This is a genomic window from Celeribacter sp. SCSIO 80838, from assembly GCF_056498065.1.
In genome coordinates this window covers 1,569,358-1,582,240 of the sequence record NZ_JAZKMA010000001.1, presented here as the reverse complement: position 1 = coordinate 1,582,240, position 12,883 = coordinate 1,569,358, and the positions used below count along the sequence as shown (strand labels likewise).

Sequence of the window (12,883 nt, the reverse complement as noted above, 5' to 3'; positions counted from 1 at the left end):
ACAATTACACCCGAACTGTTCAAAAAAACGTTGGTTCAGGTTCCCCCTTCACCATCCGTTTCCAAAGAATGACTTTTACACAGGTCTGATCCTGCGGGTGAAATTAAACTTGGCTATGGTTAATTTATGATAAAAGTGTGTTCGGCGAAAAATAATTACAATCCAGACGTGTATTGCCTCAGTTCGCTTCGCACCACAGCGGCAGAGCGAATGTCATCGTGGAGCCGACGCCAAGTTCGCTTTCAGCCTTGATCCAGCCGTCTTGCAGCGCGGCAAGGTCCTTGCAAATGGCAAGACCGAGACCGACGCCCGGGTTTTTTCGGTTGGTGCCAGAGGCGGCCTGGGCAAAGCGATCGAAGATGATGCCGATACGGTCCTCGGCAATCCCGACGCCGGTGTCGCTGATCTCGAAAGTCGCCATGTCGTCCCGCACCCGGCTGCGCACTGTAATATTCCCCTCATCGGTGAACTTGAACGCATTTCCCAGAAGATTGGTCAAAATCTGGCGGAAGCGGATTTCGTCGGCACGGATGTCCGCGTCGACCAGATCGAGCGTGATCGAAAGACCTTTTTCCTCGGCCAATGCGTGCATCTGATCGACCACCGATTCAACCACCTTGCTGCTGTCCACCTTGGCCAGATTGAGGCGCATGGTGTTGGCCTCGATACGCGCGATGTCGAGCATATCGTCGATCAGGGCTTTCAGTTGCGTGCCAGAGGCCTGAATCCGTGAAGTAAAGCGCGAAATATCCGCCTCAAAACTCTTGAGCGCCGCCGAGACCTTTTCGTCCTCGCCCTCTGCGAGCGCTGTACGCAGAACGGCATAGCTCGGCAGTTTTTCGAAATTGGCGACAAAACTGTTAAAACCGAGAACCGACGACAAGGGCGTGCGCAACTCGTGACTGATCACATTGAGGAATTGCGTCTTGGCCTCATCCGCCTGTTCCGCCTCACGCAGAGCCGCGTAGAATTTCGTCACATCCTCGGCAATGCCGATATAGCCCGTAAACAGGCCCTGCTCGTCGAAGCGCGGCTTGCCGCTGATGCGGATCCAGCTCAGACGATCCGGGCGAAAATGATAGCTGTAGACAACATCCCGGAAGGGCGCATGCGCCGCCATCTTGGCCATGAGTTTTTGAAGCGAATCTTCACTGCCCTCGGCGGATTTGACGAAATAGCTGCGCGGTTTTCCGATGTAATCCGCCGGATCGACCCCGATCATGCGGGCGAACCCCTCCGAGACATAGGTCATCCGCATATCGGCATCCTGTTCCCAGAACCATTCTGCGCTCAGATCGGCCACATCCTGAAGCCGGGCCTCGGCCTCGTCGCGTTTGCGCAACGCAGCGCGCAATTCACAGTTCGACCTTTCAAGTTCCCGCTGATGGCGGCGCAGATCCGAAATCTCCACCCGGAACATGACCAACCCGCCCTCGGATGTGCGCCGGGTAAAGTATTTGAACCAGCGGTCTCCGTTATAGCGCACCTCAAGCTCGGAGGTCTCTCCGGCCAAAGCCGAGAGAATTTCTGTCTCGTCCCCGGTCCGAACCCCGTTGAGGAGCACCTCGTCGGAAATCTCCAGCCGTCGGTGGATCAGGTCCGTCAGAGGCCGCCCGACCATCAGGTTGCGCTTCATCCCGTTGAGCCGGTCCCCGGCGACGGTATTGAACATGATCAGCTTGTCGTCGCTGTCGAACAACCAGAACCCGACAGGCAGCGCATCGATCGCATCGTTCAGCCGCTGTTCGGCAAGCGTGGCGCGCTCGCGGCTGCACTGAACTTCGGTGATATCGTTGAGAATGGCGACACGTCCGCCCTCGGGGGTTTCGTGTTCGAGAAGCTGCAGCCAGGTGCCGTCGCTCAGCGCCAAGGTAACGCCGCCCCCCTGACGAGGGCCTCGCAAAAGTTGGCGCGCCAACCAGTCCTCTTCGTTGCCGATGCCATCTGTGTAGAGCCCGACCTTGAGCCCCGCGCGCAAGATGCTTTCCAACGACGCGCCGCTCACGATGGCATCGGCAGCTGCGCCGTGAAGGTCACGATACCGGCGATTGCACAACTCAAGATTGTCATCCTTATCGAACAGGACAAAGCCGGATGGGGCCGCATTCAGCGCGGTACGCAACTGGGTTGCGATCCGCCAGTTGCGCCGTCTGAGTGTGTGCAGATACCGCGCAAAGATCAGCGATAGCGTCCCGCCGATCACCGCGCTCAGACGAATGATGCGGAGCGTGGACTCGGGAATCCCGGCCCGTTGTGTCGGGGACATCGAGACTGTCCAGGTGCTGCCCGGAAACGGAATCTCATAGGTGGATTTTGCATTTAGCGGCATCTTCTCATCGCCGAAGATGAGCGCCTGCTTGCCAAGCACCGTCTCGACCTCAATCGCAATATCGTAGAGGGATTCGTATTGGGAGAGGCCGATTTCCTGCAAAAAAGGATCGGCTGCGAAGACGATCGAGGCTATGCCGATCATGCTTTTCTCACCCTGCCGTCCTCCACGGGAGAAAACCGGTTCACGAATGATGAAGCCCTGATACCCCTGGAACAGACTCGTCGGCCCCTCCACAAAGGTTTCACCTGTGCGTTCAATCAGTTGCAGCACTTCGTACTGATCCGGAAGATCTGCCAGATCGCGCCCGATGAAACCGCTGTTTTCTGTGTAGGGATGGACATGCGTGATGGTGGTTCCCTGCACCAGCGCCATGTTCACAACCGACGCGTCCTCGGTCTTGATGAAAGAACAGAGTTCCGAAAACTCAATCGCTGTGATGTCCGGGGACAGCGACAATGCGCCCGCAAGACCACGCGCAAAAAGCAGCTTCTTGTTGACCGACTGTTGAATACCCGTCGCGATGACCGACTGATCGCGATACATGATGTCGGTCTGCTCTTCGGTCGCCTCGATCGAGGCGGTTCGGATCGCTCCGAGATAGATCAACACACAAAGACCGAGAATCGCGGCGTAAGACGCACCCTCGATCAACAGGTTCATGTATTTGACTCGGTTCTTATCTGGCATTTTGCGCCATTCCGATTGTCGTCTGCAACTTTACTGCTCGTTTTAGATTTTCTTGCGACCAGTTATAGGCCGTTCCTTTTCATTTTAGAAAGAGACACTCGCGCCTAACGTGCATTACCCAACGTAAGGCAAGATGACAAACGATTTTATGGCAATGACTGTGACATGAAAGACAAAGTGCCCTTGCCCCTGCTGCGGCGAGAACCCGCGACACATCCATCGCAGCCCCGAAAACACCCCGCGATATTACTCTTCGACGCACCGCGCATAGAGGTCACGATGCCGGAAAAGTCGGTGCTTCGGGAGGTCTGGCGTCACATTTCGTCGACGATGGCATCTTCCATGAGATCAAGCAGAGTCTCGAGCTGTTGCGAGAGCCCGACCAACTGCCTGTCCGACTGGTCAAAATGGGAGAGGACGTCATGGATTTCACCGGCACGTTCACCAATCTCGGGAAACCCGACGGTCGCGGCGATGCCGCTCATACGATGCGTTAGAAAACCGAGCTGATCCAACGCATCCCGATCGTTTGATCGTGCATTGATCCGGGTTTGAAGTCCTTCGATTTCCGGGATTTTCACGATCAGATCGTCGATGAAATTCTGTCGTGTACGTCCAATCGCCTCTGCCAATCTTTGTCTGATCGCCGAGTCCGAAAGAGATTTGTTTGGCATGAACGTTCCCCGAGCCTCTTACAGTTTTTTTAGTATTGCCCGGTTCCGGGATGGAACACAATCAAGCGACGAGAAAACTGTTCTTGGACTTGCTGCCCGCTGATTTGTCGCCGTCGACCTGCGCCAGGGCGCGCGCGATCATGAGCTGGGGATCGGTTTTGAACATCGACATTTTGGCGGGTTTTCCCACATGGACCTTCACCTCGAGCGGAACGGTATCGCCTTCGACCAACCCGTATTCACGCAGCTTCACGGCCAGATCCACCTCGATCTGCTCCTCGTCGAACTGCAAGGTGCGCGGAAGCAAGGCAACAAACTGACCGTTTCCGAGATAGGAAATGATGACGTCGTAACTGCGCAGCGTCTCAAAGATCGCTTCAGCGACATCGGTCAGGATACCGTGGAATTCCAGCGGTGTTGTCAACGTGAAGAGGCTTTCGGGCTTGTCGATCCGAAAACCGATGGCACCGAACATGAACCGTTTGATCCGCGACAAGCGGTGCAGATAGTTCTCAAGCTCAAGGCTGCCGATCACCCGCGGCACATCGTAGATCGCGATCGGATCGGCGAGATTGAACCGCATATCCGCATCCGCGGCGCTGTTCATCCCAAAACGCAAAATCTGTTCACGCCGCATTGCGTCCATAGAGCGCTGCTGTTCGGCGTGCAAAAGCTGTGCCACGCGCAGCCGCGCCCCCAGTTCCGTCGTATCGATCGGCTTGGTGAGATAATCCGTTGCCCCACGCAGGAAGGCCGCGTCGACATGGGCCTTGTCCTTCATCGCGGTGAGCATGATAACAGGCGTGTTGCGGTACTCGAGCGAGGCCCGAATGCGACCGCAAAGTTCGATCCCGTCCATACCGGGCATCTGGATGTCGAGGAAGAAAGTGGAGAACTCGTGCTGACGATCCTGAATCAGACGCAGAGCCTCTTCACCGCTTTCGGCGCAAATGAAATCCTCATACCCGAGGGAGGGCAGAATGGCGCTCATCACCTCCAGGATGTTGCGATCATCGTCCACGACCAAAAGTGTCATTTGTCTCTCCAGCGAAGCGAAACCGTCGACCTTGTTGCAATTATCCTCAAAGGCGCAACAGCCTCGGCGTTGAAAACAACTTTAGGAAGAGATTCGTCGTCAATTTAGGTCAAATTATGTCAAAAGTGAGAATTTCCGCCACGGGCCGTCTTTTCTGGAAATCCCCGGGGGAGATTTCAGAATGATCCATGGGCCCCGGGAGAATTCGCTTGTCTGACCTCTGCCACCATATATACTCCGCTCATGACAAAATTACACCGCATCATGCACGTGGAAGATGATCCGGACATTCGGGAAATTACCCGCATGTCGCTGGAACTCGTTGGTGGCTTCGACGTGGTCCAGTTCAAATGCGGCCAGGACGCGGTGGACAATTTACCGTCTGAGGTCCCCGATCTGATCCTGATGGACGTCATGATGCCTGTCATGGATGGCGTGGAAACCCTGAAAAGGCTTCGTGAGGTCAAGGAATATTCCAACGTGCCGGTCATTTTCGTCACGGCAAAGACATCGCGTGCCGATTTCGGGAATCTCAAAGCCATCGGAGCACAGGACATTATCCTCAAACCTTTCGAGCCGATGGAATTGCCGGGCCAGTTGCTGCAAATCTGGGAAACCTGTCAGTCGACATAGGCCAAGACCGCGGGTCGGAGCGAAACGAATGTCTCTCGCGGGCCTGCGCCGTGCGAGACGCCCGTCAGATGCTAAAATGATCCCGGAGCCGACCTCAAAGCATCTGAGCGGCGGCAGAGAGCCGTGCTGAAAAGACAAAGGCCTTCCCTCCGCTTGCGGTCAGACTCTTTTCCAGCGCAGAGACGAGACGAAAGTGACGCTGAAAACGCACCGGGGGATCAGGGAACAATCCATTCCTGCGCCCTGCGGCCCAAAACGGCCCTCCCCCCTAGACGGCATAACCGCTTCACATTTACCATAAATAAAAACAGTAGATTGCTCATTTCTGGAAAAGTAACGATGCCACTGATATTCCCAGTCATTTTATGCGGCGGCTCAGGTACGAGACTTTGGCCCTTGTCACGCAAAAGCTATCCAAAGCAATTCGTGCCACTGATCAACACGGAAACACTGTTTCAGGCCTCGGCCAAACGGCTCAGCGGGACCGATGGAGCTTTGCAGTTCGGAGCGCCGACAATTCTCACCGGAGCCGGTTTTCGCTTTATCGTCACCGAGCAACTTCAGGAAATCGGCATTGACCCGGGCGCGATCCTGATCGAACCCGAAGGACGCAACACAGCGCCCGCCATTCTGGCCGCTGCCCTTCATCTTGCGGCCAAAGACCCCGACGCGATCATGTTGGTGGCTCCCTCGGATCACGTTGTGCCCGATGTGGACGCCTTCCATGCCGCGATTGAAAAAGGGCTTGCCGCGATCGACGCTGGCAAACTCGTCACCTTCGGGATCAAGCCGACCCATGCCGAAACCGCGTATGGCTATCTTGAGTTGGCCTCTCAGCCCGACGCCTCCAAGACGGCTGTCGACCTCAAACGCTTCGTGGAAAAGCCCGACGCGGCCCATGCCGCCGAGATGCTTGCGGCAGGGACATTTCTCTGGAATGCCGGAATCTTCCTTTTCAAGGCCTGTGACATCATCGCAGCCTTTGCGCAACATGCACCGGATCTGACCCCTCCGGTGACAGACGCTGTCGGGGCAGCTCAGGCCGACCTCGGCTTTCTGCGTCTCGACCCGCAAGCATGGGCGAAAGCCGAAAACATTTCCATCGACTATGCGGTCATGGAAAAAGCCGACAATCTCGCGGTCGTCCCCTTTGATGGCGGCTGGTCGGATCTGGGCGCTTGGGATGCGGTCTGGCGCGCATCCGGCCCCGATGAGAACGGCGTTGTCACCGCGGGTGCAGCCACAGCCATAGACTGTGAAAACAGCCTGATCCGCTCGGACAGTGCACATCTCGAGGTGGTCGGGATCGGCCTGAAGAACGTTATGGCCATCGCCATGAACGACGCAGTTCTGGTGGCCGACATGTCGTGCGCGCAGGACGTGAAAAAAGCCGTGGTCGCGCTGAAGGCAAAAGGGGCTGCGCAGGCCACGCATTTCCCGAAAGACCACCGCCCCTGGGGCTGGTTTGAAAGCCTGGTTGTAAGCGGACGGTTTCAGGTCAAACGCATCCACGTTCACCCCGGGGGCGTGCTGAGCCTGCAAAGCCATTTCCATCGTTCCGAACACTGGATCGTGGTCGAGGGCACTGCACGCGTGACCGTCGATGACGAAATCCAGATCATCACCGAGAACCAGTCCGTCTACATCCCGCTCGGTGCGGCGCACCGGCTGGAAAACCCCGGCAAAGTCCCGATGGTTCTCATCGAAGTACAAACCGGCTCCTATGTCGGCGAAGACGACATCATCCGCTACGAAGATGTCTATGCCCGCGGTCAGGGAGCGAAAGGATAAGTCGGGATGCCCCCAAAATTCGGCACCAGCGGTTTGCGCGGTCTTGTGACCGAGTTGACCGATGAGCTCGTCGCGGAATACGTCCATGCGTTTTTGAGCACCGTGCGACCCGAAACGCTTTATATCGGACGTGATCTGCGCCCATCGTCGCCCGGGATCGCCGGAGTGATCCGTGACACGGCACAGGCGGCTGGGGTCGATGTCGTCGATTGCGGCGCGATTGGCACGCCCGCACTGGCGCTCTCCTCCATGGCCGCCAAAGCCCCCGCGATCATGATCACCGGGAGCCATATCCCCGCCGATCGCAACGGCTTGAAATTCTACCTGCCCGAAGGAGAGGTTTCCAAAAAAGATGAAGCCTCCATCACCGCCGCCTATGCGGACAAGACGCGGTACAAGGGCAAGGCGAAAGGTGAGTATCGCGTGGCGCACGACGCCGAAGCCCTCTATGTGGCGCGCTATGTCGACGCCTTCGGCGCGGGCGCACTCGAAGGTCTCAGGGTCGGCGTCTATCGCCATTCCTCCGTCGCCCGTGACACGATGGAAACGATCTTGCGCGGCCTCGGCGCAGAAAGTGTGCCTCTGGCCCAGTCCGACACTTTCATCCCCGTCGACACCGAAGCCGTCGATCCCGTGACCCGGGACAGGCTGCGCTCATGGTGTCGAGAGAACTCCCTCGATGCCATTGCCTCCACCGACGGAGATGCCGATCGCCCCATGCTGACCGACAGCCATGGCAAGGTCATCCCCGGCGATATTCTCGGCGTGCTGACCGCGCATCTTCTGGGCGCAAAATCTGTTGTGACGCCGGTGTCGTCCAATGACATGGTGCGCCGTCTCCCGGAATTTGACGAGGTGATCCTGACCCGGATCGGCTCGCCCTTCGTCATCACGGGAATGTCTCGGGCAACCCATCCCGAGGTCGTAGGCTTCGAGGCGAACGGCGGCTTCCTTTTGGGCTTCCAAGCCCGGCTTCAGACCCCGCTCCCGCCCCTGCCGACCCGCGATTGCATGCTGCCGATCCTCGCCCCGCTCGTCGCGGCGAAAAAGGCCCGGGCTTCCCTTGCGGAACTGGTGGCCTCCCTGCCCCCGTGTTTCACCGCCGCAGATCGCATCCAGAACATCGACACCGAAAAGGCCAAAACCTTTCTCGACGCCCTGATCCGGGACGACGTAACCCGAACCGCCTTCTTCGCCCCCTTCGGCCATATCGCCAGCACCGATCTCACGGACGGGCTGCGCGTCGATTTCGAAAGTGGCGACGTGCTCCACCTGCGCCCCTCCGGCAATGCGCCAGAGTTTCGGATCTATGCTCAGGCGCAAAGCGAAGAAAAAGCCCTCACACTCGTCGGCAGCGCATATCAAAGCGTCGCCAGGGCGGTGATTTGGCAAAGGACCCGTGACCTATAACCCGTGACCTGTACCACGGAATTTTTCTGCCGATACGATGAGAGAGCCGCCCAATTGGCGCACGGACAAGGACGCGAGCGCACATCACGGACACACAGACCATCGCCAGCCTCTCCGAGGACGAGGCTGGCGAAGAACGTGCCGATCTGTACCAAAGTTGCGAGCCTGCCCCCGACACGCCTGTGACAAAGTCAGCCGATTTCAGCCCCCCACTCCGGCGCAACCGAAGCCGCGATTGAGCTGTCGAGCGCTTCGAATGCGTTCAGCCCGATGGTCTCGTAAAGCTCCTTGCGGGTCTGCATCTCCGGGATCATCGCCGTCGTGGCCCCGTCGCGGGCAAGCGCCATGTAGAGCTTGGCCTGCGCCTTGTTGGCAACCCTGAGCGAGGACACCGGCCAGATCACCATGTCATAGCCCAACTCTTCGAACTCCTTGGCGGTGAGCGCCGGGGTGCGTCCGAATTCGGTCATATTGGCGAGAAGTTTGACACCGGGCAAAGCCGCGCGCACCTCCTTGAACATCTCGACCGAAGTCAGCGCCTCCGGAAAGATCGCATCGGCGCCCGCTTCGACATAGAGCTTGGCGCGCGCTACGGCCCCTTCGATACCCTCGGCAGCCGCCGCATCGGTGCGGGCGATGATGACGAGATCGCGCGAGGCTTTTGCCGCCGCCGCCACTTTCGCCGCCATATCCGACGCGGAGGCGAGTTTCTTGTCGTTCAGATGGCCGCATTTCTTGGGCAAGAGCTGATCTTCCAGATGCACGGCCCCGGCACCAGCCTCCTCGAAAGTTCGCACCATATGCATGACGTTGAGCGCCTCGCCATAGCCGGTATCGCCATCGACCAGAAGCGGCAAGCCGGAGGCGCGGGCGATCTGGCGGATGAAGAACGCCACCTCGTCGACGGTGATGATCCCCAGATCCGGCAGCCCCATGGAAGCGGTCATGGCCGCCCCCGAGAGATAAAGCGTCTCGAACCCGGCCGCCTTCGCCTGAAGCGCGGACTGACCGTTATGCGCGCCCGGAAGCCTCAGGATGCCCGGTTCATTCAGCGCCTTGCGAAACCGCCGACCGGCACTTTCTTCGGGCAGATCGTCTGCAATCAAATAGGTCATGGCATCACTCCGCCGCTCTGGGAAAGTCGACGCCCCGTCGGCCGAGCGACAGGAAGGGGCGGTTTTCGGGGCCGATATAATTGGCCGAGGGACGGATGATCTTGTTGTCGATCCGCTGCTCGATCACATGCGCGCCCCAGCCCGAGGTTCGGGCAATGACGAAAATCGGTGTAAACATCGCCGTCGGCACGCCCAGCAGGTGATAGGAGACGGCGGAATACCAGTCGAGATTCGGGAACATGCGTTTGGACCCCATCATCACGACCTCGATCCGTTCGGCGATGTCATACATTTTCATCGACCCCGCCGCTTCGGACAGGTGCCGGGCGATGCGTTTGATCACCACATTGCGCGGATCGGAGACCGTGTAGACCGGATGGCCAAACCCGATCACGACCTCCTTGTTCTCCACCCGCGCACGAATGTCGCTCTCGGCCTCTTCCGGCGTCTCGTAGCGTTTCTGAATCTCGAAGGCGACTTCGTTGGCGCCGCCATGCTTCGGTCCCCTGAGCGCGCCGATCGCCCCCGTGAAGGCGGAATAGACATCCGCCCCGGTGCCTGCGATGGAGCGCGCGGTGAAGGTCGAGGCATTGAACTCATGCTCGGCATAGAGGTTCAGCGTGACATGCATGGCACGGACCTCGTCCTCGCTGGCCTGCTTACCATGCAACAGATGCAGGAAATGCCCGGCGATGCTGTCGTCTTCGGTCTCGACCTCGATCCGGCGCCCGTTCTGGGCGTAGTGATACCAGTAGAGGAGCATCGAGCCCTGCACCGCGATCAGCCGGTCCACGATGTCGCGCGCGCCGGGGGTGTTGTGATCGACCGCTTCGGGCAAGGCGCAGCCCATGGCAGAGACCCCGGAGCGCAGCACATCCATCGGATGCGCCGCCGCCGGGATCGCTTCCAACGTCTTGCGCACCGCTTTCGGCAGCCCCCGAAGCGCCTTGAGCTTGGCCTTGTAGGCGTCAAGCTCTACGGCAGATGGCAGGCTGCCATGGATCAGAAGATGCGCAACCTCCTCGAACTCGCAACTCTCCGCAAGATCGAGAATGTCATAGCCGCGATAATGCAGATCATTGCCGCTTTGCCCGACAGAGCACAGCGCGGTATTGCCTGCCGTGACGCCCGAAAGCGCCACGGATTTTTTCGGTTTCTGAACGGAACCTTTCATGATGTCTCCTCCCATCACACCGGCCTGAAATGCCGTTTAACTCCAGTCGAAAATTCCCTTGGGACGCGGGCCCCCAAGCTGTTCCGGCGCAACGGTGAAATTCAGCCCATGCAGTTGGTCTGCTTTCAGATCGGCAAGGTTTTCTACCGTGTCGAGGAAGCGCTGCTGTTCGTCGGGCGCGATCACGCCATCGGACAGGGTCAGGAATTTCTTGACATAATTCGGACGCGTGAAAGGCCGTGCGCCCAGCGGGTTGGCATCGGCAATCGCCAGCTCGTCGACAATTTTCGATCCGTCTTCCAGCGTGATCGTGACCCGACCGCCAAAAGCCTTGTCTTTCGGATCATGCGCATGATAGCGCCGCGTCCATTCCGGGTCCTCTGCGGTCGAAATCTTGTGCCAGAGCGCCACGGTCGAGGGACGCTTGGCCCGCTCCGGCGTGTAAGATGCGACATGATGCCAACCGCCATCTTCGAGCGCGACCGCGAAGATATACATGATCGAGTGATCCAGCGTCTCACGCGAGGCATTCGGGTCCATTTTCTGCGGATCGTTCGCCCCCGTGCCGATCACGTAATGAGTATGGTGCGAGGTCTCGATCAGGATGGATTTCACCTTGCTCAAATCGCCCAGCTTGTCACGCATCCGGCGGGCCAGATCGATCAGAGCCTGCGATTGATATTCGGCGGAATGCTCCTTGGTATAGGTGTCGAGGATCGCACGTTTCGCCTCGCCTTTTTTCCGGCAGCGGCATATGATAGACCGCTTGCGGGCCGCCCAGAAGCCAGGCGATGAACCCGTCTTCGCCCTCCCAGGCGGGGCTCGGCGCGCCCTCGCCACGCATGCATCTGTCCACCGCCTCAATCGCCATTTTCCCGGCAAAGGCGGGCGCATAGGCTTTCCAGCTCGAAATCTCGCCCTTGCGTGACTGGCGCGTGGTGGTCGTGGTATGCAGCGCCTGTTGCACCGATTGAAAGATGACCTCCACCGGCAGCTTCAGCGCCGTGCCGATCCCGGCCGCCGCCGACGGTCCGAGATGGGCGATATGGTCGATCTTGTGCTCATGCAGGCAGATGCCCTTCACCAGATCGACCTGAATCTCATAGCCCGTCGCAAGCCCGCGGATCAGGTCCTGGCCGGTCAGCCCGCAATGCTGTGCCACCGCGAGGATCGGCGGAATATTATCCCCCGGATGAGAATATTCCGCAGCCAGAAACGTGTCGTGGAAATCCAGCTCCCGCACTGCAACACCGTTGGCCCAGGCCGCCCATTCCGGGCTGACACGCGTCTCCAAGGACATCCCGAACACCGTCGCCCCCGAGATTTTACCTTGTGCATAGGCATGGCAGAGCGCCTGTGCACGGGCGGAGGCGACGGGTCGGCGGGCCACCGAGGCGGCGGCGACCGCGGCGTTGTCGATCATCCGGTTGATGATCATCTCCGCCACGTCCTCCTCCACTGCAACCGGATCGGCGGCCACTTCGGAAATTTTCCACGCAAGCTGATCTTCGCGCGGCAGGTGTTCTGCGGATTTATAGCTCCGCACCTCATGCAGTTTCATGCTGTTGTCCTTGAATAGTCGTCTCCTCCACAGCGGATTGCGTGCGCGCGGCCCCAATGCGGCGCGGGCGCCCGGTGTCATCCACCGCCACCATCTCGAATTGTCCCGACAAGACATCACGGCGCAGGGCCGTGCTCAGATCCTCGGCCACGCCATGAACCATGACACTCATGGAAGATCGCCCGACGCGGATCACTTCGGCGGTGAGTTCCAGAAGCTCCCCGACCTGAACCGGCGTTGTGAAATCCACCCACTCCGAACGCGCCATCACCACAGAACCGCCCGCCCGTCGCGTTGCCGCGACGAAAGCAGCCTTGGCCATGAGCGACAGACCATTGCCCCCGAACAGGGTGCCGTAATGATTGGACTGATCCGGAAAGATCATTTCGACCATGACCGTTTTCGGGTCGGTCCGTTGCGGATCTGTGTCGGGCTGGGCCATGTGCGTCTGCCTGAGATAGGGATATTTA

General features: G+C 58.9%; 11 protein-coding genes. 3 read left to right on the top strand and 8 right to left on the bottom strand.

Features of this window, described 5'->3' with window-relative positions:
- Window positions 1-178: 178 nt before the first annotated feature.
- The 3 genes from V1475_RS07895 to V1475_RS07885 all read right to left on the bottom strand — a co-directional run bounded on the left by V1475_RS07895 (window position 179) and on the right by V1475_RS07885 (window position 4,729).
- A complete protein-coding gene (locus tag V1475_RS07895; RefSeq protein ID WP_479412305.1) occupies window positions 179-2,992 on the bottom strand; it encodes a sensor histidine kinase in 2,814 nt (937 codons plus the stop codon).
- A 341-nt stretch (window positions 2,993-3,333) separates the two neighbouring features.
- A complete protein-coding gene (locus V1475_RS07890) occupies window positions 3,334-3,693 on the bottom strand; it encodes an Hpt domain-containing protein (RefSeq protein ID WP_479412304.1) in 360 nt (119 codons plus the stop codon).
- Window positions 3,694-3,754: 61 nt separating this feature from the next.
- Window positions 3,755-4,729, bottom strand: a complete 975-nt coding sequence (locus tag V1475_RS07885) for a response regulator (protein WP_479412303.1) — start codon at window positions 4,727-4,729, stop codon at window positions 3,755-3,757.
- A 243-nt stretch (window positions 4,730-4,972) separates the two neighbouring features.
- Between V1475_RS07885 and V1475_RS07880 the strand changes: the two genes are divergently transcribed.
- From V1475_RS07880 to V1475_RS07870, 3 genes are all read left to right on the top strand, one after another.
- Window positions 4,973-5,362: a response regulator gene (locus V1475_RS07880; protein ID WP_479412302.1), complete on the top strand. Its 390-nt coding sequence runs from the start codon at window positions 4,973-4,975 to the stop codon at window positions 5,360-5,362.
- A gap of 339 nt (window positions 5,363-5,701) precedes the next feature.
- Window positions 5,702-7,153, top strand: a complete 1,452-nt coding sequence (locus V1475_RS07875) for a mannose-1-phosphate guanylyltransferase/mannose-6-phosphate isomerase (protein ID WP_479412301.1) — start codon at window positions 5,702-5,704, stop codon at window positions 7,151-7,153.
- A gap of 6 nt (window positions 7,154-7,159) precedes the next feature.
- The gene (locus V1475_RS07870) at window positions 7,160-8,563 is read left to right on the top strand and encodes a phosphomannomutase (RefSeq protein ID WP_479412300.1); all 1,404 of its coding nucleotides are present in this window, start codon (window positions 7,160-7,162) and stop codon (window positions 8,561-8,563) included.
- A gap of 191 nt (window positions 8,564-8,754) precedes the next feature.
- Here V1475_RS07870 and prpB read toward each other — a convergent pair whose 3' ends face one another.
- From prpB to V1475_RS07845, 5 genes are read right to left on the bottom strand one after another with little or no spacing between them, the layout of a single operon-like run.
- Window positions 8,755-9,678, bottom strand: a complete 924-nt coding sequence (prpB, locus tag V1475_RS07865) for a methylisocitrate lyase (RefSeq protein ID WP_479412299.1) — start codon at window positions 9,676-9,678, stop codon at window positions 8,755-8,757.
- 4 nt (window positions 9,679-9,682) lie between these two features.
- Complete coding sequence (gene prpC / locus V1475_RS07860; RefSeq protein ID WP_479412298.1) at window positions 9,683-10,852, bottom strand: bifunctional 2-methylcitrate synthase/citrate synthase; 1,170 nt, start codon at window positions 10,850-10,852, stop codon at window positions 9,683-9,685.
- 36 nt (window positions 10,853-10,888) lie between these two features.
- Entirely contained in the window at window positions 10,889-11,497 is a 609-nt protein-coding gene (locus V1475_RS07855; RefSeq protein WP_479412297.1) for a hypothetical protein, read from the bottom strand.
- Window positions 11,490-12,413: an MmgE/PrpD family protein gene (locus tag V1475_RS07850; RefSeq protein WP_479412296.1), complete on the bottom strand. Its 924-nt coding sequence runs from the start codon at window positions 12,411-12,413 to the stop codon at window positions 11,490-11,492. The genes V1475_RS07855 and V1475_RS07850 overlap by 8 nt, the downstream gene beginning before the upstream one ends.
- Window positions 12,400-12,855 (bottom strand): acyl-CoA thioesterase, encoded by a 456-nt coding sequence (locus V1475_RS07845; RefSeq protein ID WP_479412295.1) that lies wholly within the window; start codon window positions 12,853-12,855, stop codon window positions 12,400-12,402. Before V1475_RS07845 ends, V1475_RS07850 begins: the two co-directional genes overlap by 14 nt.
- Between the last annotated feature and the right edge of the window lie 28 nt (window positions 12,856-12,883).